Origin of the sequence: Flavobacterium sp. DG2-3 (assembly GCF_030730925.1) — a bacterium.
Classification (GTDB): domain Bacteria; phylum Bacteroidota; class Bacteroidia; order Flavobacteriales; family Flavobacteriaceae; genus Flavobacterium.
Map to the genome: position 1 here is coordinate 58,174 of NZ_JAVAMB010000012.1, position 26,941 is coordinate 85,114.

The 26,941-nt window shown below is 34.0% G+C and carries 23 protein-coding genes; 11 read left to right on the forward strand and 12 right to left on the reverse strand.

Annotation, left to right across the window (positions count from 1 at the left end; translation table 11 throughout):
• From Q9Q97_RS16415 to Q9Q97_RS16430, 4 genes are all read left to right on the forward strand, one after another.
• Positions 1-957 (forward strand): glycosyltransferase family 2 protein, encoded by a 957-nt coding sequence (locus Q9Q97_RS16415; protein WP_306159058.1) that lies wholly within the window; start codon positions 1-3, stop codon positions 955-957.
• 125 nt (positions 958-1,082) lie between these two features.
• Entirely contained in the window at positions 1,083-2,810 is a 1,728-nt protein-coding gene (locus Q9Q97_RS16420) for a phospho-sugar mutase (RefSeq protein ID WP_306159060.1), read from the forward strand.
• A gap of 214 nt (positions 2,811-3,024) precedes the next feature.
• Positions 3,025-4,854 carry an ABC transporter ATP-binding protein gene (locus Q9Q97_RS16425; protein WP_306159062.1) on the forward strand — a complete coding sequence of 610 codons (1,830 nt, stop codon included), beginning with the start codon at positions 3,025-3,027 and terminating at the stop codon, positions 4,852-4,854.
• A 129-nt stretch (positions 4,855-4,983) separates the two neighbouring features.
• Positions 4,984-5,685 carry a DUF2971 domain-containing protein gene (locus Q9Q97_RS16430; protein WP_306159064.1) on the forward strand — a complete coding sequence of 234 codons (702 nt, stop codon included), beginning with the start codon at positions 4,984-4,986 and terminating at the stop codon, positions 5,683-5,685.
• A 173-nt stretch (positions 5,686-5,858) separates the two neighbouring features.
• Here the strand turns inward: Q9Q97_RS16430 and Q9Q97_RS16435 are convergent, their stop codons facing one another.
• The 4 genes from Q9Q97_RS16435 to Q9Q97_RS16450 form a co-directional block, all read right to left on the reverse strand.
• The gene (locus tag Q9Q97_RS16435) at positions 5,859-6,578 is read right to left on the reverse strand and encodes a hypothetical protein (RefSeq protein ID WP_306159066.1); all 720 of its coding nucleotides are present in this window, start codon (positions 6,576-6,578) and stop codon (positions 5,859-5,861) included.
• A 156-nt stretch (positions 6,579-6,734) separates the two neighbouring features.
• Positions 6,735-6,968, reverse strand: coding sequence for a DUF1493 family protein (locus Q9Q97_RS16440; RefSeq protein WP_306159067.1), 234 nt, complete (start codon positions 6,966-6,968; stop codon positions 6,735-6,737).
• A 102-nt stretch (positions 6,969-7,070) separates the two neighbouring features.
• Positions 7,071-9,536 (reverse strand): TonB-dependent receptor, encoded by a 2,466-nt coding sequence (locus tag Q9Q97_RS16445; protein ID WP_306159069.1) that lies wholly within the window; start codon positions 9,534-9,536, stop codon positions 7,071-7,073.
• Between the two features lie 12 nt (positions 9,537-9,548).
• Positions 9,549-11,231 carry a M23 family metallopeptidase gene (locus tag Q9Q97_RS16450; RefSeq protein WP_306159071.1) on the reverse strand — a complete coding sequence of 561 codons (1,683 nt, stop codon included), beginning with the start codon at positions 11,229-11,231 and terminating at the stop codon, positions 9,549-9,551.
• A 182-nt stretch (positions 11,232-11,413) separates the two neighbouring features.
• Between Q9Q97_RS16450 and Q9Q97_RS16455 the strand changes: the two genes are divergently transcribed.
• The 3 genes from Q9Q97_RS16455 to rny all read left to right on the forward strand — a co-directional run bounded on the left by Q9Q97_RS16455 (position 11,414) and on the right by rny (position 13,771).
• Entirely contained in the window at positions 11,414-11,704 is a 291-nt protein-coding gene (locus tag Q9Q97_RS16455; protein WP_008464802.1) for a hypothetical protein, read from the forward strand.
• 4 nt (positions 11,705-11,708) lie between these two features.
• The gene (locus tag Q9Q97_RS16460; protein ID WP_008464801.1) at positions 11,709-12,002 is read left to right on the forward strand and encodes a cell division protein ZapA; all 294 of its coding nucleotides are present in this window, start codon (positions 11,709-11,711) and stop codon (positions 12,000-12,002) included.
• Between the two features lie 209 nt (positions 12,003-12,211).
• The gene (gene rny, locus Q9Q97_RS16465) at positions 12,212-13,771 is read left to right on the forward strand and encodes a ribonuclease Y (protein WP_306159073.1); all 1,560 of its coding nucleotides are present in this window, start codon (positions 12,212-12,214) and stop codon (positions 13,769-13,771) included.
• Between the two features lie 138 nt (positions 13,772-13,909).
• Here rny and Q9Q97_RS16470 read toward each other — a convergent pair whose 3' ends face one another.
• The 4 genes from Q9Q97_RS16470 to Q9Q97_RS16485 form a co-directional block, all read right to left on the reverse strand.
• A complete protein-coding gene (locus tag Q9Q97_RS16470; RefSeq protein ID WP_306159075.1) occupies positions 13,910-15,430 on the reverse strand; it encodes a PAS domain-containing protein in 1,521 nt (506 codons plus the stop codon).
• Positions 15,431-15,580: 150 nt separating this feature from the next.
• Complete coding sequence (xerD, locus tag Q9Q97_RS16475; RefSeq protein ID WP_306159077.1) at positions 15,581-16,477, reverse strand: site-specific tyrosine recombinase XerD; 897 nt, start codon at positions 16,475-16,477, stop codon at positions 15,581-15,583.
• Positions 16,478-16,557: 80 nt separating this feature from the next.
• A complete protein-coding gene (locus tag Q9Q97_RS16480) occupies positions 16,558-17,064 on the reverse strand; it encodes a hypothetical protein (RefSeq protein WP_306159079.1) in 507 nt (168 codons plus the stop codon).
• Between the two features lie 122 nt (positions 17,065-17,186).
• Entirely contained in the window at positions 17,187-17,768 is a 582-nt protein-coding gene (locus tag Q9Q97_RS16485; protein WP_306159081.1) for a porin family protein, read from the reverse strand.
• Positions 17,769-18,203: 435 nt separating this feature from the next.
• On the opposite strand from Q9Q97_RS16485, the gene Q9Q97_RS16490 reads away from it, so the two are divergent.
• The 3 genes from Q9Q97_RS16490 (at position 18,204) to Q9Q97_RS16500 (ending at position 21,890) form a co-directional block, all read left to right on the forward strand.
• Positions 18,204-18,764: a porin family protein gene (locus Q9Q97_RS16490; protein ID WP_306159083.1), complete on the forward strand. Its 561-nt coding sequence runs from the start codon at positions 18,204-18,206 to the stop codon at positions 18,762-18,764.
• A gap of 108 nt (positions 18,765-18,872) precedes the next feature.
• Positions 18,873-19,286: a type II 3-dehydroquinate dehydratase gene (aroQ, locus tag Q9Q97_RS16495; protein WP_198858214.1), complete on the forward strand. Its 414-nt coding sequence runs from the start codon at positions 18,873-18,875 to the stop codon at positions 19,284-19,286.
• Positions 19,287-19,400: 114 nt separating this feature from the next.
• A complete protein-coding gene (locus Q9Q97_RS16500) occupies positions 19,401-21,890 on the forward strand; it encodes a DUF5686 and carboxypeptidase regulatory-like domain-containing protein (RefSeq protein WP_306159086.1) in 2,490 nt (829 codons plus the stop codon).
• 232 nt (positions 21,891-22,122) lie between these two features.
• Here Q9Q97_RS16500 and Q9Q97_RS16505 read toward each other — a convergent pair whose 3' ends face one another.
• From Q9Q97_RS16505 to Q9Q97_RS16520, 4 genes are all read right to left on the reverse strand, one after another.
• Entirely contained in the window at positions 22,123-23,001 is an 879-nt protein-coding gene (locus tag Q9Q97_RS16505) for a cation diffusion facilitator family transporter (RefSeq protein ID WP_306159088.1), read from the reverse strand.
• A gap of 148 nt (positions 23,002-23,149) precedes the next feature.
• Positions 23,150-24,463, reverse strand: a complete 1,314-nt coding sequence (gene murA / locus Q9Q97_RS16510) for a UDP-N-acetylglucosamine 1-carboxyvinyltransferase (protein WP_091497287.1) — start codon at positions 24,461-24,463, stop codon at positions 23,150-23,152.
• A gap of 103 nt (positions 24,464-24,566) precedes the next feature.
• Positions 24,567-25,292 carry a DUF4290 domain-containing protein gene (locus tag Q9Q97_RS16515; protein WP_306159091.1) on the reverse strand — a complete coding sequence of 242 codons (726 nt, stop codon included), beginning with the start codon at positions 25,290-25,292 and terminating at the stop codon, positions 24,567-24,569.
• 4 nt (positions 25,293-25,296) lie between these two features.
• Positions 25,297-25,593 carry a DUF493 family protein gene (locus Q9Q97_RS16520; RefSeq protein ID WP_035649758.1) on the reverse strand — a complete coding sequence of 99 codons (297 nt, stop codon included), beginning with the start codon at positions 25,591-25,593 and terminating at the stop codon, positions 25,297-25,299.
• Between the two features lie 373 nt (positions 25,594-25,966).
• Here Q9Q97_RS16520 and Q9Q97_RS16525 point away from each other — a divergent pair, with 373 nt between their 5' ends.
• Positions 25,967-26,884, forward strand: a complete 918-nt coding sequence (locus Q9Q97_RS16525) for a S9 family peptidase (protein ID WP_306159093.1) — start codon at positions 25,967-25,969, stop codon at positions 26,882-26,884.
• Positions 26,885-26,941 lie beyond the last annotated feature (57 nt).

Here is a 26,941-nt window from a genome sequence, read left to right on the forward strand (position 1 = left end):
ATGAATTTATCTATACTTATACCGCTTCTAAACGAGGAGGAATCACTTAAAGAACTTTATACTTGGATCATTAAAGTGATGCAGTCTAACAATTACTCTTATGAAATCATTTTTGTAGATGATGGTAGTACAGATAATTCTTGGCAGATTATTGAAGGCTTTTCTAACGAAAACCCAAATGTCAAAGGGATTCGTTTCATGAAAAACTTCGGAAAATCTCAAGCGTTACATGCTGGTTTTGCAAAAGCGAAAGGTGATGTTATCATTACTATGGATGCTGACTTGCAAGACAGTCCAGACGAAATTCCTGAATTGTACGAAATGATCACCAATCAGAAATTTGATTTGGTTTCGGGCTGGAAAAAGAAACGTTACGATTCTGTTGTGGCAAAAAATCTTCCTTCAAAACTATTTAACTGGGCAGCTAGAAAAACTTCTGGCGTTGAGTTAAATGATTTTAACTGCGGATTGAAAGCATACAAAAATGTGGTGGTAAAAAACATCGAAGTTTCTGGAGAAATGCACCGCTACATTCCTGTTTTGGCAAAAAATGCCGGATTCGGAAAAATTGGCGAAAAAGTAGTAATTCACCAAGCCAGAAAATATGGTGAAACAAAATTCGGAATGGAACGTTTTATAAACGGATTTCTAGATTTAATTACCATCTGGTTTTTATCACGATTCGGAAAAAGACCTATGCACTTATTTGGCGCCATGGGTTCTTTAATGTTTATCATCGGTTTTTTGGCCGCAGGATATATTGGAGTTTCTAAACTTTACCATATGTATACTGGAATGAAGTACAGTCTGGTTACCAATAATCCGTGGTTTTATATTGCTTTAACGACTATGATTCTTGGAACTCAATTATTTTTAGCAGGTTTCTTGGGAGAAATAATTCTAAGAACCAAAAGCAACGAAGCACGTTATAAAGTAGCGAGAGAGGTTAATTTCTAAAACACATCAACCTGAACATTATATTTTTTTTCTATTTTTTTAATTAAGGCACAAAATTATTGCATACAGCACCTGCAGTCCTTGATAAAAAATTATTTTTAGAATAAACATAAAACGAAATTTAAATGAATATAGCACCTAATATATTAAACGCTGTAAACGAATGGCTAACACCAACATTTGACCAAGAAACGCAAGCTGCAGTTAAGGAATTAATGACAACTTCGCCAAAAGAACTGGAAGAGAGTTTTTACAAAAACTTAGAATTCGGAACTGGTGGTATGCGTGGCGTTATGGGTATTGGAAACAACAGAATCAATAAATATACGCTTGGAAAAAATACTCAGGGATTATCTGATTACTTGCACCAAGTTTTTCCAAACGAAACTTTAAAAGTTGCTATTGCGTACGATTGCCGTCATAACAGTAACACGCTGGCAAAAGTGGTTGCTGATGTTTTCTCTGCAAACGGAATTCAGGTGTATTTGTTTTCTGACTTAAGACCAACTCCAGAATTGTCTTTTGCTCTTAAATATTTAAAATGCCAATGCGGAATTGTTTTAACAGCTTCTCACAATCCGCCAGAATATAATGGCTACAAAGTATATTGGCAAGACGGTGGACAGATTGTTCCTCCGCAAGACAAAGAAATTGTCAATGTAATTGAAAGTTTGAGCTATGACAAAATCAAATTCAATGCAAACGAAAGCTTGATTCAATATATCGATACTGAAATAGACAAAGCTTTTATAAAATCGTCTATCGAAAACGCAAGTTTTAATACTCCGGCTGAAGCCAAAGACAATCTTCATATTGTATTTACTTCATTGCACGGAACTTCTATAAAATCAATTCCAGATACTTTATCACAAGCTGGATATAAAAATGTTCATATTGTTCCAGAACAAGCTGTTCCAGACGGAAATTTCCCAACTGTAAAATCTCCAAATCCAGAAGAACCAGAAGCTTTAACAATGGCTTTGGCTCTTGCTGATAAAACAAATTCTGACATCGTAGTAGGTACAGATCCTGACTGCGACCGTTTAGGAGTTGCCGTTCGTAACAATGAAGGCAAAATGATTTTATTGAACGGAAACCAGACTATGGTTTTAATGACTTCTTTCTTATTGAAACAATGGAAAAAAGCAGGCAAACTAAACGGAAAACAATTTGTTGGTTCTACAATTGTTTCCACTCCAATGATGATGGAATTGGCTACAAGCTACGGCGTTGAGTGCAAAGTTGGATTAACCGGCTTTAAATGGATCGCTAAAATGATCAAAGATTTTCCTGAACTAGAATTTATCGGAGGCGGTGAAGAAAGTTTCGGATTTATGGTTGGCGATGCCGTAAGAGATAAAGATGCTGTTGCCGCAACCCTATTAATCTGCGAAGTTGCCGCTCAAGCTAAAGCAGCCGGAAGTTCTGTTTACAAAGAACTTTTACAGCTTTATGTAGAAAATGGCTTCTACAAAGAATTTTTAGTTTCTCTGACTAAAAAAGGAATGGAAGGCTTACAGGAAATCAACCAAATGATGATTGATTTGCGTGAGAATCCTCTAAAAGAAATCAACGGTGAAAGAGTAATTATGGTTGAGGATTATCAATCGTCTATTGCTTTAAACTTATTGACAGGCGAAGAATCTACAATGGATATTCCGAAATCTAATGTGTTGATTTATTACACGGCAGACGGATCTAAAATCTGCGCAAGACCAAGTGGAACAGAACCTAAAATTAAATTCTACATCAGCGTAAATGCAGAATTAGAATCGGTTTCAGATTTTGACGCAGCCGAAGAATTCTTAGACGGAAAAATCAAGAATATTATTGCTGATATGCAGTTAAACTAATAAAATAAGTACGTTCATTCTTGACATACTTTGAAATTCTAGAACTCTGATTTGTATTTTACAATATAGATCAGAGTTTTTTTTTATAAAAAAAACTAAAAAGAAATTGAAAACACCTCAATTGGATTAATTTTGTCCCTACAAAAATAAACACCGAAAATCTCAAAACTTTGTGAGAGATTCTAAAGCACCAAAAATAACACCCAAAAAATAAATGAGTACTTTCAAAAAAATAGTTCCTTTTATATATCCGTATAAAAGATATGCCTATTTAAACATCTTCTTTAATGTTTTATACGCGCTTTTCAGCACACTTTCTTTTATGTCGTTGATCCCGATGATTCAAGTTTTATTTGATCAAACCAAAAGAAAGACTGTTGAACCAGTTTACGAAGGAATTTTGCACATTAAAACATACGCAGAAAATTATTTAAGCTATTACGTAACGACTACTACCGATCAATATGGTGTTGGCCGTACATTATCAATTATGGTAGCCGGAATTATCAGTATCTTTTTACTAAAAAACCTAGTTGACTATCTGGCTATGTTCTTTATTAACTTTTTAAGAAATGGAGTTTTAAGAGACATGCGTAATGCGATGTACAAAAAAACGCTGGAACTGCCGTTGTCATTTTATTCTGAAAAAAGAAAAGGTGACGTAATTTCTAGAATTTCTGCAGACGTTAACGAAGTTCAAACTTCATTTTTAGCCATTTTGGAGCTTATCGTAAAAGAACCTCTAACGATTCTTTTTACAATTGCAGCCATGCTTTTCATAAGCCCAAAGCTAACTTTATTTGTATTTATTTTTATCCCCGTTTCTGGCTACATTATTTCTTTAATTGGAAAACAGCTTAAAAAACAATCTTCGAAAGCGCAACAGGAACAAGGTCATTTTCTTTCTACTATCGAAGAAACTATCGGAGGATTAAAAGTGGTAAAAGGATATAATTCTGAAAATTACTTTAATACCGTTTTTCAAAATTCAACCGAAAGATTCTTCAAATTATCAAACAGCATTGGAAATCGCCAGAATCTAGCTTCACCTGCAAGCGAATTTATGGGAATTACGGTAATCGCAATTTTATTATGGTACGGAGGCCAAATGGTTTTAATTGATAAAACCCTTGACGGCGCTTCTTTCATTGCTTATATGGGATTGGCTTATAACATTTTGACTCCAGCAAAAGCAATTTCTAAAGCTTCTTATGGAGTAAAAAGAGGAAATGCTGCTGCAGAACGTGTTTTAGAAATTCTGGAGCAGGAAAATCCTATTACTTCTAAAGAAAAAGCTATTGAAAAAACAACTTTTGATGACAATATCAGCGTTCAAAATGTAAACTTCAAATATGAAGAAGAAACCGTTTTAAGGGACTTTTCTCTTCAAATTAAAAAAGGCCAAACTGTTGCTTTGGTTGGACAATCTGGAAGCGGAAAAAGTACTATTGCCAATTTACTGACTCGTTTTTATGATGTGAATGATGGAACAATTTCGATTGACGGAACCAACATTAAAGATATGAATTTGCAATCGCTTCGCAGTTTAATGGGATTGGTTACGCAAGACAGCATTTTATTTAATGACACTATTAAGGCAAATATTTCTTTAGGAAAATTAGATGCAACTGATGACGAGATTATCGAAGCACTAAAAATTGCTAATGCTTACGAATTTGTAAAAGAGCTGCAGCAAGGAATTTATACTAATATCGGAGACAGCGGAAACAAACTTTCTGGCGGACAAAAACAGCGTTTATCAATTGCTCGTGCCGTATTGAAAAACCCGCCGATTATGATTTTAGACGAAGCAACATCAGCATTGGATACCGAAAGCGAAAAATTTGTTCAGGTGGCGCTTGAAAACATGATGCAAAACAGAACTTCGATTGTAATTGCGCACCGTCTTTCTACTATTCAAAAAGCAGATGTGATTGTCGTAATGCAAAAAGGAAAAATCGTTGAACAAGGAACTCACGAAGAGCTAATCGCACTCAACGGAACTTACAATAAATTGGTTACTATGCAGTCTTTCGAATCTTAAAAAAAAACAGCATAACCCAATTATTTTACACAGATTAAGGAAATATTAAAACTCAGTTTAATTTCTTTAATCTGTGTTTTATTTTATAACTTTAGGTGAGTTAAAGAATAAATCGTTAATCTCACGAAAATGTATCTTAACAACCCAAACATTACACTTCCTGAAGATCCTAACACTGTCGTTTGGAAATATCTGGACTTATCTAAATTTCTTGATCTGCTGCTTTCAAAAAAGCTTTTCATGTCTCGTTCAGACAAATTTGAAGATCAATACGAAGGCACTTTTAGCGAACCAACTTACGAGGAGATTAAAAAACTCGCTACTGACAATCCTGATTTTTTAAAATACTATAAAACACATCGCGAACAAGTTGCCATAAGCAGCTGGCATATTAACGAATATGAGTCTTTTGCCATGTGGCAGATTTTTACTCAAAATAGCGAAGGATTAGCCATTCAATCGACCATTGGACGTTTGCAGAAAGCATTAAAACCCGAGAACAATTTCGATCAATTTATCGGAGAAGTCAATTATATCGACTATCGAAAAGAATACATTCCGTTTGACGATTTGTTTTTTCCGTTTTTATTCAAAAGAAAAAGCTTTCAATACGAACGTGAAGTCCGCATTTTGACTGATACTTCAAAAAGTGATATCAAACTAAATGACGGTTTAAAAATAAATGTCGATATTAACCAATTAATTGAAAAGATATACATTCATCCAAAGTCTGAAAATTGGTATAAAAAACTGGTAATAGAATTGGTTGAACGCTTAGATTTTGGTTTTGAAATCGAGAAGTCTGATTTGGAGAGTGATATATTGATTTAAAGCTTCTAAGGTGCTGAGGTTCTAAGCTTCTGAGTTTTTTTTTAGCCACAGATTAAGAGGATTAGAAGAGATTTTCCTTTAACCTAAATAAAAAAAACGTCTAGAAATTTAAAATTTCTAGACGTTTTTTTTACGAGAGTGCGCAAAACTTAGAAGCTCAGAACCTCATCACCTTAAATAGGCTTATACCCCTTAACTTCCCACTTTTTAGAAGCTAAATCAATATAATTATAGTGCAGCACATCATTTTTATCAAACTGACCATTTTGGTTGGTATCTTCAATAGTTCTAAAATATAGACGGTTTTTAGAATCAATTAAATTCCAGTCGATTAATTCTTCTAAATCTGCTGAGACTTTTGTGAAGTTTTCTCCGCTGATGTCACTTAGGTATAACGTTTTGATATCGCTGGTATCAATTTTTCCGTCTTTATTAGTATCTGAATCTGTCAGGGTGTAAACCATAACATTATTATGCGTTCTGTCTGCAACAGTTTTCAGATAAGTAGCCGTTAAAATTAAAACTGGTTTATCCGATAAAGGTCGGATAGAATCTGAATCTACTTTTTGAAATTTTAAATTCTGCAGGTAACCTGTAATTTCATATTCGCCTAAATTCGAAATCGTAAAACTCACATCGTTTACGCTAGACGAACCAAATCTTGCTTTAGAACCTCTTTCATACACTCTTAAATCACCTACGGGATGAATTAAATAATTTGTTCCTTCCATTTGGATAGGAAGATCGGCAATTTCAATTTGTGTAGAATCTGTTTTGGCAACGCTTACTTTGTTTGAAGCGCCATAACTTACTTTTGGCTTTTGAACTTCTTCTCGACAGCTAATTACTGTCCCGACAAGTATTAGGGCGATATATTTAAAATACTTTTTCATCTATAATGGTTATATACGATTATCAAATATACTATTTTTGATTGTATTTTTGGATTTTACCAATAAAGATGACACTAAATTATCTTCTTATTCCAATCTTCTTTTAATTAAAGCATCCTTTAAATCTTGTATTGTTAAATCTTTTTTGTTTTTTCTTTAAAAAAAATAAGATACAAAGAGACTGATTTTATCTGACTCAGAATTAAAATGTTCTGCAAAATTAAAATCTGATATGTTTACATCAAAATCACTAGAAAATTGGACCAAAAAGTCCACTGCTTCATCTCCATAAATCCCTAAATCTTTTTCAATCCAATAATTTGGAGATTGGTCATTAAAGAATTTCCCAGTTTGCTTTTTTAAAAATTGATACAGTTTAGAATAATCCATGCTTATAAAAATTCATTACCATTTTCCACCGCAATAAATAAAAGTCTGATATAAACATTACACATTAAAAAAAGATTACTATTTATTTTTAAATAGCATTTCTCATAACCTCGCATTTAACTTAACGTTAAAAACCCTCGAAGTCATATAATTTGGAATCGCATATTGATTTTTTGAATACACATCGCGAACCCAAGTATTTGTAATCGCGTTTTGATTATTAAAGAGATTAAAAATTTCTAGTCCAAGAGACAGCTCTTTAAAGTTTTTCAGCCAGCCTTTTTTAGTATTCTGCGTACTACTATCAACAAAAACTTTTGCAAAACCAATATCGGCTCTTCGGTAATCATTCAATCTATTTTGATACAAATACGGATCTGTGTAGGCTGGTGCGCCTCCTGGCAATCCCGTATTATAAACCAAATTCAAATATACTTTTACACTTGGAATATTAGGCATATAATCCTGAAATAGCATTGCAAATTTTAAACGCTGATCTGTCGGACGAGCGATATAACCTTTGTTTTCATAATTCTCTTCGGTTTTCATATAGCCAAAACTTACCCAAGATTCTGTTCCAGGCACAAATTCGCCATTTAATCTAAAATCTAAACCTTGAGCGTATGCCTTGGCATCGTTATTCGCCACATAACGAATTCGGACATTATCAATCGAATATACATTTACATCTGAAAGTGATTTATAATACAATTCCGTTACCCATTTAAAAGGGCGATTCCACATTTTAAAATTATAATCGTTACCCAAAACGACATGAACCGCTTCCTGCGCTTTCACATTCGGATTCACCACTCCATCCAGATCACGCAATTCCCTATAAAATGGTGGCTGATGATACAACCCTCCAGAAATTCTAAAAACCATATCGCGATCCCAATCTGGTTTTATCGCAAATTGCGCACGCGGACTTACCACAAACTGCGTTTTTCCTTCTTCTAAAGCGCCTTCAACATTCCATCCTTGGAAACGCGCTCCCAAATGATACCAAATCTGACTTGATCCTAATTCTGATTGTTTGTTCCATTGTGCATAACCAGAAAAACGGTTTACAGTATTAAAATTCGTCGCTCGTATATTCTTATAAGGTAAAAGCGGACCTGCATAAGGTGTATAAGGCTGATTGTTTTCTGGCAAAATTGCTACTGGCGGATTTATAGAAAACCCTGCAGAATCGATTACTTCCCACTCCACTACTCGATCTCGAATAGATTCTCTTGTATATTTTAAACCAAATTCCAATTGGCTTTCCTTCCAGTTTTTAATTCCTTTCAATTCGATGTTCGCAATCAAAGCATCCAAATCGTTTCGAGCGTGATTGAGCTGAGAACCGATTCCGCGTGTAAAATCTACTCCAGAAGCATTTTCTGGATCTTCAGCATTTACATTTCCTAAACGGTATTGAGCCAAAATATCAAAATGCTCTTTTTCTGTCGTATGAAATAAAGATCCAATTAATTTTAAAGTAAGCGTAGGCGAAGCTTTGCAAGTAGTTTTCAAAGCTCCAAAATAAGTATCGTACTGATCTTTTTCTTGTCCGTCATAATAAACTGCAAGTGCCATTGGCTGGTCTGCTGTTCCAAAATTAGTTTGGCGCACCAAAGGTTCATACGAATATTTATTTTGAGAAATATTTCCTAAAAAGCTCATTTGCCATTTTTCAGAAATATCATAATTTACATTGGTTTGAATATCTGCAAAAGTCGGCTTATAATTGGTGTCCGTATCTTGACTATTCACCAAAAGGCTATTATTTCTATAGCGAACTCCCGTTACAGCAGACCATTTTTTATTTTTAGAAACCAAATCGACAGTCGCACTTCCTCCTAAAAAACTGGCTTCAAAAGCTGCACCAAATTGAGTTGGTTTGCGATACGTAATATCTAAAACAGAAGACAATTTATCTCCAAATTTAGCTTGAAATCCACCTGCTGAAAATTCAACATTTTGGACTAAATCTGTATTGGTAAAACTAAGTCCTTCTTGCTGTCCCGAGCGAATTAAAAACGGACGGTATACTTCTACTTCATTTACATAAACTAGATTTTCGTCATAATTTCCACCTCTAACCATATATTGTGTGCTCAATTCGTTATTTGAATTAACGCCTGGAAGTGTTTTCAAAATATTTTCTATTCCCGCATTGGCGCCTGGAATTTTCTTTATGGTTTCAGTATCAACTGATGTAATTCCCTGAACTCGTTTTCTATTTCCAGAAGAAACAAACACTTCGCCCATTTGCTCCTCAGAATTATTCATGATCGGATTAAAAACAAAAACTTCATTTGTTTTTAAACTAACCGTCAGACTCATCATTTTTAAGGAAACGTGAGTAAAGATCAAAGAAACTTTTTTGTTTGACGGAATTACAATTTCATAAAATCCATTTGAATCGGACTGTACAGCAATATCCTGAGAAGAAACATTTACACCCGAAACAGGATGTTTTTCGGCATCTAAAATCAGCCCTTTAATACGAGCGTTTTGAGCTAATGCGCTACAGCTGAAAAAGAGAAAAAGAAAAGCGAATGTAAACCTGTTGTTACTCAAAGATTTTGGGTTTTATTTTTTTTGACTTCTAAGAAAACGTGTTTCAAAGATAGTAGTATTTCCTACATTATCAACTACCTCGATTTTTAAAACGTTTTCTCCATCTGCCAAATATTGCTCATCAAAAGTATGCGTAATTCTTCTAGCTTTATTTTCGTATTCAAACAATACCCAAGTTCCATTTAAATAACCATTATAAGATTTTATTCCCGACAAAGAATCACTTATCGTAAAATCAATTTTCTTTTGATCGCTAATCCATTTTCCTTCAACAGGTTTGGCAATTTTAATAACTGGCGGAATTGTATCCAGAACCAAACCGTATACACCCAAGACTTTTGCTTTGGCAGTAAAAACGTCATCTTTTCTAATCGTTCCGTTAAAACTTGTTCCTTTACCGATGTATAGTTTATCTCTCAAAGATTCTGGATAAGAGGCATCTTTTATCGTAATCGTAAAATTTGAATGCGCTGGAACCGTGTCATCGTGAATATAAACTTTGTTATTTCTCACATCAAAATTCATATTAAAATCTTCGTAGAATGTACCTGCAGGAAAGAAAACAGACATATTATCTTTTTCAAAAATTGCATCTTTGTCGTATTTTACAAAGTATTTAGAAATTACAGGTTCAGCTTCAACAAGTGGAGTTGCAGTATCGTATTCGATAGGAACCGTAACCGTTCTTTGGTTTCCAAAATAATCGGAAACCTCAATTCTGTAATTTGATTCCAAATTGGCTTCTGCCGTAATTACACCTCTAAGCGCATCTGTATTAATAATGCTTAAAGCAAAAGGCGTTTTCATAAAAAGTTTCTGCACACGCTGTCCGCTTTTTTTATATCGCTGATAATCGATAAAAGCATTGATATAGCGCATTTCGTCAAAAGAATACGTATCGAACTGATAGTTATAATTCGGATTTCCGTTTAAAAAAGTCGAAACATTAAAAACCCCATTTTTATTATAAGACACATCATCAGTATCAATGGCATTGATTCCGAAACCAATTTTACCGTTAGCTTTAACTTTAGAAGCCAGATAATTTCCATCTTTTTGAAGTGTCATATTAACCAGCAAAGGCTGTTTTGACTGATTTACCGTTGCATTATCTAGCGGATAAACATACAAACTGGATAAAGTAGGCTTTTTAGTATCTTTTATATTTTGGTCAAAGCCAAAGAAAATCGGATTGATTACAAATTCTGTTTTTGTATCTCTAATTTCAAAATGAAGATGCGGTCCTTCAGAAGAACCTGTATTTCCAGAAAGACCAATTATGTCTCCTTTTGCAACAGGAAGTTCATCTGGTTTTGGAAACATTTCGATTTCATACGCCTTTTCTTTGTAATGCGTATTCTTTACATAGTCAAGAATTGCTCCAGTTGGCGTTTGCAAATGCCCATAAACAGACGTATATCCGTTTGGATGTGTAATATAAATGCATTTTCCGTTTCCATAAGTTGAAATTTTAATTCTAGAAACGTAACCATCAGCAATGGCATGCACGGTCAACCCTTCTCTCTGATTGGTTTTCAAATCAAAACCAGCATGAAAATGATTAGGTCTTAACTCTCCAAAATTACCAGAAAGTTGCATTGGAATATCAAGCGGAGGACGGAAATAGTCTTTAGGATATTGCGTTTGAGCAAATATAGAATTACAAATCAAAAGGGCAAGTACAGGAAATCTCATAAGCAACATTTTTGCTAAGATAGCGAAAAATTAACCAATAAAAGCAAGAAAAAGACCACAAAAAATACAATTAACTGAAATTCATTAATTTGATTAATTTTAACGCAAAAAAATCGAGAAAAAATTGCATTAATAAAAAGGAATACTAACTTTGTATGATTAAGTAATGAATAGGATGTATAATGAGTGTAATTGCAGAAATAATTGATACTCTTGAATATAAAGTCGAAAAGCTTTTTGAAAAATCAAAAGCTTTCGAACAAAACAATCAAGTATTACGATTAGAACTAGCCAAAGCTGCGCAAATTATCCAGAAACAATCTGAGGAAATGGAAGCTTTGAAGAAGCAAAATGAAACACTTAAGATAGCCAATTCGTTGCTTGGCAGCGACAATAACAAGAGAGAGACAAAGCTTAAAATAAATTCATTAATTCGCGAAATTGATTACTGTATAGCGCAACTATCAGATTAACAGTATGGACGGAAAGCTTAGAATTAAAATATCAATTGCCGACCGCGTTTACCCACTTACGGTTGAACCCGCTCAGGAAGAAGGACTTAGAAGTGCTTCTAAAAAAATTGATGCTATGATAAAGCAGTTCGAAGAAAACTACGCGGTTCGTGACAAACAAGACGTTCTAGCCATGTGTGCATTACAATTTGCATCGCAAGTAGAACAAAAACAGATTGATAATGCAATCGACGGAGAAGAAACCATCGAAAGAATTAAAAGATTAAACACGCTTTTAGATCAATATCTCGAAAATTAAACGTTCTTTACAGAAACTAAGATACTGCCTACATTAGTTCACAATTGGTAAACTCAACACTAACAATTTAGAATGAGCAAATCGTCGCTACTATAGTATGCCCTCCTTTTGGCTGGGAAACTTGAACAGTGAGTTAGCTCAAAACTTGTCTTTACGAGTTTATACAAGCAATTAATGTAGGCTTTTTTTATATATAAACCCTAACAAACATGGACATCATAACGATCATTATTGGTATTGTAGGTATTGCAGCAGGATTTGCAATAGCTAAAATTATCGAGAAAAGTAATATTTCAAACCTAATCAAAAACGCTAAAAAAGAAGCCGCTTCTATCTTAAAAGACGCTAATTTAGAAGCAGAAAACATTAAAAAAGATAAAATCCTTCAAGCAAAAGAGCGTTTTATCGAATTAAAATCAGAACACGAACAAGTTATTTTAGCACGCGATAAAAAAGTGGCTGAAGTAGAAAAACGTGTACGTGATAAAGAATCTCAAGTTTCTAATGAACTTTCTAAAGCTAAAAAAGTAAATGACGAATTTGAAGCTAAAACAGCTGAATTCAATAATAAAATTGAAGTTTTAGACAAAAAACAAGCTGAAGTTGACAAACTTCACAAAAGTCAATTACAGCAATTAGAAGTAATTTCTGGTCTTTCTGCCGAAGAAGCAAAAGAACAATTGGTTGAAGGTTTAAAAGCTGAAGCTAAAACAAAAGCAATGTCTCACATTCAGGAAACTATTGAAGAGGCTAAGCTTACAGCACAGCAAGAAGCTAAAAAAATCATCATCAACACTATTCAAAGAGTTGGAACGGAAGAAGCGGTTGAAAACTGTGTATCTGTTTTCAACATTGAATCTGACGATGTAAAAGGTAGAATTATCGGTCGTGAAGGTCGTAATATTAGAGCTCTTGAAGCGGCTACGGGAGTTGAAATCATTGTTGATGATACGCCAGAAGCAATTATCCTTTCTTGTTTTGATCCTGTTCGTAGAGAGATTGCTCGTTTGTCTTTACACAAATTAGTAACTGACGGACGTATTCACCCTGCAAGAATCGAAGAAGTTGTTGCTAAAACAGCAAAACAGATTGATGACGAAATTATCGAGGTTGGAAAACGTACTGTTATTGACTTAGGAATTCATGGTTTACACCCAGAATTAATTAAAGTTGTGGGTAGAATGAAATACCGTTCTTCGTACGGACAAAACTTATTACAGCACTCGAGAGAGGTTTCTAAACTTTGCGGTATTATGGCAGCAGAATTAGGACTAAACGTGAAATTGGCAAAAAGGGCTGGTTTATTACACGATATCGGAAAAGTGCCTGATACAGAAAGTGATTTACCACACGCACTTTTAGGTATGCAGTGGGCTGAAAAATATGGTGAAAAAGAAGAGGTTTGCAACGCGATTGGAGCACACCACGACGAGATTGAAATGAAATCTTTACTTTCTCCAATTATTCAGGTTTGTGATGCTATTTCTGGAGCTAGACCAGGTGCAAGACGTCAGGTTTTAGATTCTTACATTCAGCGTCTGAAAGATCTTGAAGATGTAGCTTACGGATTCAGCGGTGTGAAAAATGCGTATGCAATTCAAGCTGGTAGAGAGCTTCGTGTAATTGTAGAAAGCGAAAAAGTTTCTGATGATAACGCAGCAAACTTATCTTTCGAAATTTCACAAAAAATTCAAACAGAAATGACTTATCCTGGACAGGTAAAAGTTACAGTTATTAGAGAAACTAGAGCTGTAAACATTGCTAAATAATCCAAGTAAACATAAATAAAAATAAAGGCTGTCAATTGACAGCCTTTATTTTTATTTATACAATCTATTTTCTTTATTCTATTCTCTTTATTCTATTTCTATTTTCTAAAACATTCTTCACAAAAGAAGCCTCAAAACCTACATATCATTAAAAACAATTTTAAAGCTTGTCCCTACTCCTACTTCACTTTCCACTTCCACAGTTCCTTTCATCGCTTCAATTTGATTCCTTGTAATATATAATCCAATTCCGCGGGCCTCTTCATGCTTATGAAAAGTTTTATACATTCCGAACAATAAATCGCCATAAACTTTCAAATCGATTCCGAGGCCATTATCTGTAATCTTAAGCGATTTAAAACCTTCAGGCTCTATTGCAAAATCAAAAGTAATTACAGGATCTCGATCTGGATGCGCATATTTAATAGCATTTGTTGTAAAATTCAGCAAAACACTTTCCATATACGCGGGATTAAAATTAATCGTTAAATACTTCGGAACGTTGTTTACAATAGTCACTTTACGCTGTTTATCATAACCTTTAATCGTCGAAATTGTCTTTTCGACATATTCACAAAGTTTTAGCGGCACTACGGCTATATTAATATTGCTTTGCGTTTTCACAATCTGAGTAAGATTCGAAATCGTTTCATTCAAATCATTAGAAACAGTACGCAAATGTTCCAGCATTTCAGCCACGGTCTGTTTATTGACATCGGCATCAATAAAATCTAAAATCGATTTTATATTCCCAGCTTGTGTATTTAAATTATGCGAAACAATATGCGAAAAGTTCAACAATCGGCTATTTTGATCGCTGTATAATTTCATTGTTTTTATAAGCTCAAGTTCTTTTTCTTTTTGAGCAGAAACATCGGTATGAGTTCCAATTACACGCAAAGGCTTTCCGTTTTCATCCCGTTTGATCACTTTTCCACGGTCTAAAATCCACTTGTAATTACCGCTGGAAGTCATTACACGATGGTAATTTTCGTAAAACGGAATCTTGTTATCAAAATGCTCATGAATATCAGAGTAATATTTTGGAAGATCGTCTGGATGCACGATTTTATCCCAACGCTCTGGATCATCAAAAACGTCGGTAGATTCTAATTCTAAAATTTTAAGAGACAAGGAGGAATAAAAAACCCTGTTGGTAACCATGTCCCAATCCCAAATTCCTACCGTAGAAGCATCAAGAGCAAACTGAAATCGTTCTTCTGAAATTCTAAGCTTTTCTTCTTTATCTTTTAATTCGGTAATATCTGAAACATGTCCGTAAAAAATTACATTTCCATTTGCTGAAGATTCTGTTTTGGAAGAAATCTTAAACCAGCGGATTCCTTTTTTAGGAAGCATGGCTCTGAACTCAATTTCCCACGGCTTTATTTCTTTTCTAGCCGCAACTAACGATTGAAAAAAATGATCGCGATCTTGAGGTAAAATTCGATCGTAGATTATATACTTTATATCATTTTTAAAATCGGCTGCAGAAAGTTCAAATATTTCGTCTGCCGATTTACTGACAAGGGGAAAAGTGTAATTATTATCGGAATCAATAACAAATTGAAAAAGCAGGTCGGGCATTTCGGCCAACAATTTTTTGTAAAAATTATTTAGCTCTAAGCAATCGTCATTTCCATATAAATCAAAAACCATATACTACTTCTTTATGTAAATAAGATATTCAGAACTTACTCGGAAAAAGCAAACAAACCAACTCGTTTTAATGCTTTTTATTCCTATTAAATTAAAATTTTAACACAATATATAAATTTTCAAAACAAAAACACACAATACTGCAAAAAATTATTTCCTAGGATGAAAACTATGCATTACTTCTTTTAAAAAACTGCGATCTAAATGCACATAAATTTCTGTTGTTGTGATAGATTCGTGGCCAAGCATTAATTGAATTGATCTTAAATCTGCACCGTTCTCAAGTAGATGTGTTGCAAAAGAATGACGCAAGGTATGCGGACTTATACTTTTCTTCAGCCCCATTTTTTGCGCAAGATCTTTGATAATTGTAAAAACCATAGCTCGAGTTAACTGATTTCCTCTTCTGTTTAAAAATAAAGTATCTTCGGCTCCTTTTTTAATCGTGAGATTACATCGCACCGCATTTCTATAAATATCAATATATTTTTGAGTTAATGGCCCAATCGGAACAAATCTTTCCTTGTTTCCTTTACCCGTAATTTTAATAAAACCTTCATCAAAAAAAAGATCTGAAATTTTTAGCGAAATCAATTCAGAGACACGCAATCCGCAGCCGTATAAAGTTTCTAGCATCGCTCTGTTTCTCTCGCCTTCATTGGTGCTTAAGTCGATTGTTTCTATCAAAGCATCGATTTCCTGAAGCGATAAAGTATCGGGTAATTTACGACCTGTTTTTGGAGCTTCTATCAATTCTAAAGGATTATCGTTTCTGTAATCTTCAAAAACCAAATAATTGAAAAAACTTTTAAGTCCAGAAATAATCCTTGCCTGCGACCTCGGATTTACTTCTTTTGCTACTGTATAAATAAATTGTTGCAACGTTTCATCTGAAATTTTTATAGGCGAAACATCAATCTTGTTGGTTTCTAAAAAAAGACACAAACGCTCAATATCAAAGCCGTAGTTTTCGATCGTATTTTTAGACAAACCCCTCTCAATCCTCAAATACGACTGATAATCTTTAATATATCTGCTCCAATTCATATTTACAAAGTAAATGATTTTTTGGCATAAAAAAACCTTCCCGTTGAAGGAAGGTTTTACAAAATTATTGCGCTATAAATTTATAATTTATAATTGAATCCGATATTTAAAGAAGACAGCGTTGCATCAGCAGATATTCCTTTATAAGAAACAAACAATTCAACTTTCTTGCTTTGATAGCCAAATTTTGGTTGATATAAAACTCCTCCGTCTCCGTTGCCGCTTGCTACATAAATTGCATATCCCAAATCAGCTCCAGCAAATAAATAATCAGTTATCGAATATTGTGCAGTTGCTGCTATTGGAACAAAACCCGCCTCAGAACTTTCAACTCTGTATGGCATACCTCCATCATAATAATCATAAGATTTTGGAATATATGCTGTATAACCCGTTGTTGCTCCAACGCTAAATTCATCAGTAACATTCCATAGATATGCCGCATCGATACCAAAATTAGCGGAATAGGAATCTTTTAAATCTCCAAAAACAACACCAGCGTGCGCTCCAATTTTAAACTGTCCGCTCTGTGCATTTGAGAATGTAAAAGCCATAACTGCAATGGCAGATAAGATAATTTTCTTCATTTATTTTTGGGTTAGGGTTAAAATACTTATAAAAAAATAGGTTTTTATTCTTTAAAAATTCATCTCATACACAAAAAAACCTTCCTAAAAAGGAAGGTTTTACAAATACTTTAAAACTCAGATTAGAATTTATAAGCTAAAGAAAGCTGTAAATTACTGTTTTTTGCACTGTCGTAATACTCTTCTGAATCATCAATATCATTATCAGTAATAGGCGATAAACCAATAGTGTAGCGAAGACCTACAGAAAAGTTTTCTGTAAAATTATATCCAGCTCCTAAATTAAATCCAAAATCTGTTGATCTTGTAAAGTCCTTAACGTCTTCACCTTCTGCCTTAGCTGATAATAAAATACCCAGTTGAGGACCAGCTTCTACACTAAATTTATTATCAACAACGTAATATTTCGCTAATACAGGAATGTTCAAATAATTTAATTTCAAGTCTCCATCAGCTCCAAAAGGACCATCAAATTTAGCTCCTTGAGCAGAGTACAATAGCTCTGGCTGAATAAAAAACTTTTCAACTACATGAATTTCTGCAAAACCACCAACATGGAATCCTACCAGTGATTTATTATCTTCTACATCTCCTCCAACTACATTTGAAATGTTAAGACCTCCTTTTATTCCAAATCTTGTCGACTGAGCATTTGTAAATGCAAAAGCCATTATTGCAATGGCAGATAAAATTATTTTTTTCATTCTAATTTGTTTTGGGTTAAATTAATAGATCAAATATAAAAATATTCTTCATAAATGCATATTAGGAATTTAACAAATAAAATAGTATCTATAGCTATAATTGTTAATTTTTGATTAAGTCAGTTTTAAAATTAAAATTTTCAGAAATAGAAAAATTCGTTTTAACCATATTTCAATTAAAAAATAAAGATTAAACCTACAATAAGTATAGCGGTTAGCGTTTAGAATCAACTAAAATAAGACCAAAATAAATCTGTAATGACGCATTGAAAATCAGAATTTTAAAAGACTTCGAGAACATTTTCGAATAAGGAAATTCAAATTCAGTGGGAATTTTATTAATTATTTAATCCAAAATATAATGCAATAAAACCCTAAATATGTAGTTTTGATCTATAAATAACATTTAAAATACCAATTTTTAAAAACCTTTTTATGAAAAAAATACTTTTAGTAGCTGTTATGTTCCTTGCAACATCAGCAGCAGTAAACGCACAATTTGTACAAATCGGGGTTAAGGCAGGGGTTAACTTTGCTAACCAAACAGGAGGTTCTGACTTTGAAGGAATTTCTGTTGACAAAGAAGGTATTACAAGTTACCACGCAGGTCTTGTAGCAGAACTTAAATTATTAGAAAAATTCTCAATTCAGCCAGAGCTTTTGTATACTACTCAAGGAGCAACGTATAAAAATGCTATTTCAGAATTTAAAAACGAAATGGGTTATATTGCTATTCCGGTAATGGCAAAAATCTACATGACTAAATCTCTTAGCTTAGAACTTGGTCCACAGGCATCATTCCTTGTTAGCAATAAAAAAGAATTTGATGCAGCAGATCCAAATACATTTGACTTCTCTCTTAATGCTGGTCTAGGATTAAAAGTAGTTGGAGGTCTTTTTGTTCAAGCTCGTTACGGAATTGGTCTAACTGAAATTTCAGAAGAAGCTGACTTTAAAAACTCTGTATTCCAACTTTCTGCTGGATACATGTTCTAAAAGAATATCACATACTTTTACAAAAACCGCTCTATTTATTAGTGCGGTTTTTTTATTTTTACGCTTACTTATAAAATGCCTTCGCATCACTATTAAATTTTTTATTTTATGAAAATCTGCATCATCAACGGACCTAATTTGAATCTTTTAGGAAAAAGAGAACCTGAAGTTTACGGTAGCCAAACTTTTGAAGATTATTTTGAAACGTTGAAACAAAAATTTCCAAACATCGAACTTTCATATTATCAAAGCAATATTGAAGGCGAATTGATTGGCAAAATTCAGGAATGCGGTTTTACTTTTGACGGAATTATTTTGAATGCCGGGGCGTACACACATACTTCAATTGGTTTAGGAGATGCTATGAAAGCGGTCACAACTCCCGTAATCGAAGTTCATATTTCTAATACTTATGCCAGAGAAAGTTTTAGGCACCAGTCTTATTTATCAGGAAATGCAAAAGGGGTTATTTTAGGTTTCGGACTAAAAAGTTACGAACTGGCAATTCAATCATTTTTATAGGGCTTCGACTTCGCTCAGCCTGACCAAGTATCTTTTGTAGTTTTTGGAATTTAACAAATTATTAATAAGCTCAGATTTAACTTGTTATATTTTTTGTAAGATAAGCCACACTACATGAGAAACATTACTTTATTTGCCTTCCTATTTTTTTCGATTACAGCTTTTTCTCAAATTAAAGGAACAATTACAGATGACAAAGGAAATCCGCTTCCGTTTGTATCCGTTTTTGAAGAGAATACGTATGCTGGAACTACTTCAAATGAACAGGGAAAATATCAGCTGAATGTAAAAGAAATTGGAAAGAACAAAATTACTTTTCAATATTTAGGTTTTAAAACTCAAAAAATAAGCGTTGCGTCAGGAACAAAAATGTTTACTTTGGATGTTAAGCTTCAGGAAGAAAGTTTTGCATTGAATGAAGTTGTAATCGATCCTAAAAACAATCCAGCCAATGCAATTATAAGAAGTGCCATTGCAAACAAAAAGGAAAACTCAGATAAAACCGAAAGATACACCGTCGATTTTTATTCGAAAGGAATGTTTAAGGTTAAAGATCTTCCTAAAAAAATTCTAGGCAAAAAAGTAGAATTGGGTGACGATATGTCTTCCAACTTAGATTCTACAGGAACTGGGATTTTATATTTATCTGAAACCATTTCTAAAGTTAGTTATGAGAAACCAAACAACTTTAAAGAAAACATTATTGCCTCCAAAGTTTCTGGAAACAACCGTGGTTACAGCTACAACACAGCCGCATTATCCAATTATGACTTTTACGACAATGCTTTAGATTTTGACGTCAAGCTGATTTCACCAATCGCGGACAATGCTTTCTATTATTACAAATATAAATTGGAAAGTACTTTTTATGACGATAATAATCAACAGATTAACAAAATTAAAGTAATTCCGAAACGTGATAAGGAGCCTGTTTTTGAAGGCTATATTTATATCGTAGACGACAGTTTTGCTATTTATGCCATTGATCTCGAAATTAAAGGCTACAGAATGAAAAATGAGTTTACAGAAATAATGAAATTAAAACAGAGTTTCAGCTACAACACAAAGAACAAAATCTGGTCAAAAAACGCACAGACACTTTCTTTTAATGCGGGTATTTTTGGTGTAAAGTTTTCTGGAAATTTTAATTACGTGTATTCGAATTATGAATTTCCAGCCTCCTTTGACAAGAAAACTTTTGGAAATGAACTCGTGGCTTTTGAGCTTAATGCGAACAAAAAAGATGATGCCTTTTGGAATGAAATTCGTCCAATTCCGCTAACTATTGAAGAAAGTAGTGATTACGCCAAAAAAGACAGCCTGCAAATCATTCGAAAATCTAAAAAATACACCGATTCTATTGATGCAAAAAACAATAAATTTAAGGTTTGGGATATTTTAATGGGGTACGATTATAAAAACACGTATAAAAAATATTCTTTCGATTATAAAGGCTTGCTCAATATTGCTTCTTTGAGTTTTAATACCGTTCAGGGTTTTAATCTGGATTCTGGTTTTTCTTTTAAAAAATGGAATGAAGAGGAAGGAAAAAGCACTTCGATAAGCACCACTTTTAATTACGGATTTTCAGATGAGCGTTTTCGTGCTATTGGACAATTCAGCCATAGATTTAATACGATCAATTATGCTACAATTTGGGGTTCTGGAGGGGTAAAAACAGCTCAGTTTAATAGCGCTGAGCCAATCAGTAAATTTGTCAATTCTATAAGTTCTTTATTTTTTAAAGATAATTATATGAAGCTGTACAACTTGGAATTTGCTGAAATAAATTACGGCCAGGATATTGCAAACGGAATTAATCTTACTGGAAAAATAGGCTACGAACAACGCAAACCGCTTTTCAACACGACTGATTATTCCTTCTTTAAGAAAGATGATCTTTATTCGTCAAATAATCCGTTGGCTCCAAATGATTTTATTACTCCTGCTTTTGATGAGCATCATTTGTTTAAGGCTTTGGTAACAACGAGAATAAATTTTGGGAACAAATATATTTCACGCCCAGACGGACGATTTAATTTTAAAGATGATAAATATCCGACGATTTATTTAGCATTCGAAAAGGCATTCGCGGCAAGCGAAAAAAAATACGAATATGAAAGAATCGGCGCTTCTGTTCAATACGATTTATCATTGGGAAACAAAGGTGTTTTAGGAACAAATTTTAGAGCCGGAAAATTCTTTAATGCCAAAAACATATCGTTTGTTGATTACAGACATTTTAACGGAAACCAAACTCATATTGGCACAAGTGAGCGTTATTTGAATGTTTTCAACATGATGCCATACTATTCGAACAGCACCAACGACAGCTACTTTGAAATGCATACAGAATATAACGATACTGGTTTTATTATGAATAAAATTCCGTTATTGAATCTTTTAAAATCAACAATGAATCTTGGATTTCATTCTTTGGCACTTCCTGATAGAAATCCGTATACCGAGTTTACAGTTGGTTTAGATAATTTAGGCTTCGGAAAATTCAAATTATTCAGAATCGATTATGTGCATTCTTACCAAAGTGGAATCCAACAAAACGGTGTTGTGTTTGGATTGAAGATTTTGAATGTATTGGATTAAAGGTGCTAAGGTACTGAGGAACTAAGATGCTAAGTTTTCTCTTAGAATCCGATAATCTTGAATATTAAAAAATCCGCTTAAATCTGTAAAATCTGCGTGAAATCAGACTACAATTTAAGCGGATTTTCAATATATCAATTAGTTAAACTTTGCGTGGGCTTCGACTTCGCTCAGCCTGACAAAGACTAAAAACCTTAGAAGCTCAGCATCTCAGAACCTTAGTAGCTTTTTTTCAACAGTGATAATCATCTGGCTCAATATGAATCAAAACATTTCCCAATTGAGGAATTTCTTCTTTTAAGGTATCTTGAAGTTTATGCGATAAATCGTGGCCTTCTTTTACAGAAATTTTTGCCGAAACAATGGCATGAAGATCCACATGATAACGCATTCCAGCTTTTCTAATATAACATTTTTCAGTTCCTAATATTCCCGTCACAGTTAAAGAAACTACGCGAATTTCTTCTACCAAATCATCATTAAGATTTTCATCCATGATTTCGCCTAGCGCGGGTCTGAAGATTTTATAACTATTGTAAAGAATAAAACAAGCTGCAAAAAGTGCTGCCCAATCATCTGCAGATTCATATCCTTTACCCATAATAAGCGCAAAAGAAATTCCGATAAACGCTGCTACAGATGTTATTGCGTCACTACGATGATGCCATGCATCAGCTGCTAAAGACGAACTGTTGGTTTGCTTACTACGTTTCATTACCACACGAAAAGAATATTCTTTCCAAATAATAATCGCACCTAAAACATACAAAGTCCAAGATTTAGGCAAATCATGTGAAGTATTAATATTTGCAATACTTTCGTAACCAATGATAGTTGCCGAAGTAATTAAAAATCCAACAACCAAAAAAGTAATTAAAGGTTCTGCGCGACCATGTCCGTAAGGATGGTTTTCGTCTGCAGGTTTATTAGAATACTTGATTCCGAACAAAACCAAACAAGACGAAAATATATCCGTCGTCGATTCGATCGCATCGGCAATCAAGGCATAAGAATTGCCAAAAAAACCCGCTAAACCTTTTGTCAAGGCTAAGCAGGTGTTTCCGGCTATACTAAAAATAGTAGCTTTTACAGCTTTTTGTTCGTTTGTCATTTACGACTATATTTTTTTTCGCCACGAATTTCACAAATTACACGAAGATTTACTTTGCGTTTTATTACACTAATTTTTAAATCAAATTCGTATAATTGAAATTCAAAATTAAAAATTAGTGCAATTCGTGTAATTCGTGGCTAACAATTTACGCTCTCACGATTTTTGCTCCAATTGCTCTCAAACGCTCATCGATACGCTCGTATCCACGGTCGATTTGCTCAATATTTTGGATTGTACTAGTTCCTTTTGCTGAAAGCGCTGCAATCAACAATGAGATTCCCGCACGAATATCAGGAGAAGACATTGTAGTTGCTTTCAATTGAGATTCGAAATTATGCCCCATAACCACAGCTCTGTGCGGATCACATAACATAATTTTTGCCCCCATATCGATTAATTTATCCACGAAGAATAAACGGCTTTCGAACATTTTTTGGTGAATCAAAACATCTCCTTTTGCTTGTGTTGCCACAACTAAAACGATACTTAATAAGTCAGGAGTAAATCCTGGCCAAGGTGCATCGGCAATAGTTAAAATAGAACCGTCGATATCCGTTTTCACTTCATATCCGTCTTTGTGAGCCGGAATATAAATATCGTCGTTACGTTTTTCGATTGTAATACCTAATTTTCTGAAGGTATTCGGAATCAATCCTAAATTTTCCCAGCTAACATTTTTGATTGTGATTTCGCTTTTTGTCATAGCCGCAAGACCAATCCAAGAACCGATTTCGATCATATCTGGAAGAATTCTGTGCTCGCATCCGCCAAGGCTTTCAACTCCTTCAATAGTCAATAAGTTTGAACCAACTCCAGTAATTTTTGCTCCCATAGAGTTTAACATTTTACATAACTGCTGTAAATAAGGCTCACAAGCAGCATTGTAAACTGTAGTTTTTCCTTTTGCTAAAACGGCAGCCATTACAATGTTTGCAGTTCCAGTTACAGAAGCCTCGTCAAGAAGCATATCTGTTCCTTGAAGTCCTTCTTCTGGAGATTCTACTCCGTAGAAATGATCTTCTCTGTTATATCTAAATTTTGCTCCAAGGTTAATAAAACCTTCAAAGTGTGTATCTAATCTACGACGTCCGATTTTGTCTCCTCCTGGTTTTGGAATATATCCTTTTCCAAAACGAGCCAAAAGCGGACCAACAATCATAATAGAACCACGAAGCGCTCCACCTTCTTTTTTGAAAGCTTCAGTTTCTAAATAGCCAACATTAACTTCGTCAGCTTGAAATGTAATAGAACCTGGTTCATTACGTTGAATTTTCACCCCTAAATTACCCAACAAAGTGATTAATTTATTGATGTCTATAATATCAGGAATGTTATTAATTTTTACTTTCTCTCCTGTTAGAAGCACGGCACATAAAATTTGTAACGCCTCATTTTTTGCTCCTTGCGGAGTGATTTCTCCTTTTAAAGGAGTTCCTCCTTCGATTTTAAAAATTCCCATAGATCTTGTTTAGGTTCTGAGTTACTGAGGTTCTAAGGTTCTAAGTTTTTTCTTTTTGCAAAAAAAGCTTAGCAGCTTAGTAGCTTAGACACTTAGCAGCTTTTTATTTCTGATTATTGTTTTTTTGAAATGTCTTTTTCTGACCTCCCTTATTGTTATTGTTTTTGTTATTCTGAATTTTTGGCTGTGCGCCAGAAGCTGTTTTGTTAGACATGCGTTTGTTTGTACGCATTAAATCTGTCGTATTCAAAAGTTCTTCTGTGCTGTGCAGTAAATTGATTTTGCCACCAGACAATTCATATAAATGCTCAAAAATCACATCGTCTTTTACAGTGTCTTTGTTCCAGCTTAAGAACGATTTTTTCATGTGATTGGCAATGACCATTATCAGTGCATTTTTCATTTCGCCTTCTTCCCATTTATTCGCAACATCAATCATATATTTGATGTTGTTGCCGTAAAATCTGTATTTCGGGAAATTCTGCGGATACTGCAAAACGTCTGGTTTTAGCTCTAAAACCTCTTTAGAAGGAATCGGATATGGCGATTCTACATTCAATTTGAAATCAGACATGATAAAAAGCTGATCCCAAAGTTTATGCTGAAAATCTGGAACATCTCGCAAATGCGGATTTAGACTTCCCATAACCTGAATGATATATTTTGCGGCTTTGTTACGCGTTTCATCATCTTCAATAGCAGTGGCCTGATCAATCAGTTTTTGTAAATGACGACCATATTCTGGGATAATTAAACGCTGTCTTTCAGAATTGTATTCTAAATTGTAGACAACATCGCTTGCGGCTTCTCTTTTATATTTTTCGATCATAAGTTTATAATGAAACTATACCTTCTATTGTAGAAACTTCTTTGTATTTACTGATTACATCATCTGAGCTGTGCATAGTAACATCTACAGAAACACTGGTAAATTTACCTGTTTTAGATTTTGTTGTTTTAATAACTGCTCCCATTCTGTCAAAAGCTTTTTCGACACGCTCTACATTATCTGCTACAGAAGGCACAATAAATTTGTACAAGTATTCTGCTGGCCAAGTATTTGCGTTATCTAGCTCTAATTTTAATCTTTCGTAAAATTCGGCTGTATTTTTTTCTTTATCGTTCTCCATTCGTAATTAAAAATAAACGCAAATATACGGTTTTGATTTCAGATTTTTTAGATTTTTTATTTTGAAAAAAGGTGCAAAGTTACAAAGTGACAAAGGTGCATAGAAAAAAGCTTTGGAAGATTATTTCTTTGTAAATTTTCATATTATATTTGAAAAAACAATACTTCAAATATTTCTCGCAAAATCATCTAGAAGCAAATATTACATCGTACTGTTTGTTATTTCGACGAAGGAGAAATCTCCACAAGTAACTCCTCACTGAATTTAACCAATCTTTGTCGAGCTCCTCGCGAAGATTTCTCCTTCGTCGAAATGACAATATTGCGAAAAACTCTGCGACTTCGCGACTTTGCGAGATTAAAAACACAATGAAATGAAAAAAATCATCTTCTTACTTTTTACATTTTGCACTTTTTACAACAGCAATGCCCAAGAAATTAAAACCCTTACTTATTTCCAAAACGACACCTTAAAACTAGATCTAGATTTATACCTGCCAAAAGTAAAAGCTGGCGAAAAAATTCCGTTGATTCTCTTTGCTTTCGGAGGCGGATTTTCTGGTGGAGAACGTACGAGCGAAAAAGATTTCGGAAAATTTATGGCGCAGAATGGCTATGCTGTTGCAAGCATTTCATACAGTTTATACATGAAAGGAAAAGATTTTGGCTGTAAAGGGACTTTAACCGAAAAAATAAAAGCGATCCAAATCGGCGTGAGCGATATGTGGCAAGCAACTGGATTTTTAATTGAAAATGCTAATAAATACAATTTGGATACTTCAAAATTCTTTATTTCTGGAATTAGCGCTGGAGGAGAAATTGGTTTCCACGCTTCTTTTTGGGATTATAAACTGATGAATTTATACAAAAGCAATCTGCCAGAAAACTTCAAATACAAAGGTTTCATTGGAGGTTCGGGAGCAATTCAAGATATTAATTTGATTACGAAAGAAAAAGCGATTCCGATGTTACTGGCACACGGGAGCAATGACGATACAGTTCCGTACGCTGCGGGTTCGCACCGCTCCTGCCCGACCAACGCTTCTGGCTGGCTAATTCTTTTTGGTTCTTATGCAGTTTACAATCAAATGAACGACCTTCATAAAGATATTCAACTGATTACTTTCTGCGGTGGCGGACACGAGTTTTCAGGTTATCTTTTTCATGATGGAAAACAATACGTTTTAGATTTTGTAAATGATGTTTTGAAAGGAAAAAAGTTTCAGTCGCATTTGATTGTTCCTTCTAATAAAAAAGGAGTTTCTTCTGGCAAATATTTGTTTTGTGAATAATAGCGTTTTTTAAGTTTCAAAAATCTGCTCCAGCGGAGCAAAATATTTATAGCACAA

Excerpts from the sequence above, each read along its gene's own strand:
- Q9Q97_RS16460 (WP_008464801.1), top strand. The coding sequence starts at position 11,709 with ATGGACGGAAAGCTTAGAATTAAAATATCAATTGCCGACCGCGTTTAC.
- rny (WP_306159073.1), top strand. The coding sequence starts at position 12,212 with ATGGACATCATAACGATCATTATTGGTATTGTAGGTATTGCAGCAGGA.
- Q9Q97_RS16485 (WP_306159081.1), bottom strand. The coding sequence starts at position 17,768 with ATGAAAAAAATAATTTTATCTGCCATTGCAATAATGGCTTTTGCATTT.
- Q9Q97_RS16525 (WP_306159093.1), top strand. The coding sequence starts at position 25,967 with ATGAAAAAAATCATCTTCTTACTTTTTACATTTTGCACTTTTTACAAC.
- Q9Q97_RS16415 (WP_306159058.1), top strand. The coding sequence starts at position 1 with ATGAATTTATCTATACTTATACCGCTTCTAAACGAGGAGGAATCACTT.
- murA (WP_091497287.1), bottom strand. The coding sequence starts at position 24,463 with ATGGGAATTTTTAAAATCGAAGGAGGAACTCCTTTAAAAGGAGAAATC.
- Q9Q97_RS16430 (WP_306159064.1), top strand. The coding sequence starts at position 4,984 with ATGTATCTTAACAACCCAAACATTACACTTCCTGAAGATCCTAACACT.
- Q9Q97_RS16470 (WP_306159075.1), bottom strand. The coding sequence starts at position 15,430 with ATGGTTTTTGATTTATATGGAAATGACGATTGCTTAGAGCTAAATAAT.
- Q9Q97_RS16505 (WP_306159088.1), bottom strand. The coding sequence starts at position 23,001 with ATGACAAACGAACAAAAAGCTGTAAAAGCTACTATTTTTAGTATAGCC.
- Q9Q97_RS16440 (WP_306159067.1), bottom strand. The coding sequence starts at position 6,968 with ATGGATTATTCTAAACTGTATCAATTTTTAAAAAAGCAAACTGGGAAA.
- Q9Q97_RS16515 (WP_306159091.1), bottom strand. The coding sequence starts at position 25,292 with ATGATCGAAAAATATAAAAGAGAAGCCGCAAGCGATGTTGTCTACAAT.
- xerD (WP_306159077.1), bottom strand. The coding sequence starts at position 16,477 with ATGAATTGGAGCAGATATATTAAAGATTATCAGTCGTATTTGAGGATT.
- Q9Q97_RS16520 (WP_035649758.1), bottom strand. The coding sequence starts at position 25,593 with ATGGAGAACGATAAAGAAAAAAATACAGCCGAATTTTACGAAAGATTA.
- Q9Q97_RS16420 (WP_306159060.1), top strand. The coding sequence starts at position 1,083 with ATGAATATAGCACCTAATATATTAAACGCTGTAAACGAATGGCTAACA.
- Q9Q97_RS16425 (WP_306159062.1), top strand. The coding sequence starts at position 3,025 with ATGAGTACTTTCAAAAAAATAGTTCCTTTTATATATCCGTATAAAAGA.
- Q9Q97_RS16435 (WP_306159066.1), bottom strand. The coding sequence starts at position 6,578 with ATGAAAAAGTATTTTAAATATATCGCCCTAATACTTGTCGGGACAGTA.
- Q9Q97_RS16490 (WP_306159083.1), top strand. The coding sequence starts at position 18,204 with ATGAAAAAAATACTTTTAGTAGCTGTTATGTTCCTTGCAACATCAGCA.
- Q9Q97_RS16480 (WP_306159079.1), bottom strand. The coding sequence starts at position 17,064 with ATGAAGAAAATTATCTTATCTGCCATTGCAGTTATGGCTTTTACATTC.
- Q9Q97_RS16500 (WP_306159086.1), top strand. The coding sequence starts at position 19,401 with ATGAGAAACATTACTTTATTTGCCTTCCTATTTTTTTCGATTACAGCT.
- aroQ (WP_198858214.1), top strand. The coding sequence starts at position 18,873 with ATGAAAATCTGCATCATCAACGGACCTAATTTGAATCTTTTAGGAAAA.
- Q9Q97_RS16450 (WP_306159071.1), bottom strand. The coding sequence starts at position 11,231 with ATGAGATTTCCTGTACTTGCCCTTTTGATTTGTAATTCTATATTTGCT.
- Q9Q97_RS16455 (WP_008464802.1), top strand. The coding sequence starts at position 11,414 with ATGAGTGTAATTGCAGAAATAATTGATACTCTTGAATATAAAGTCGAA.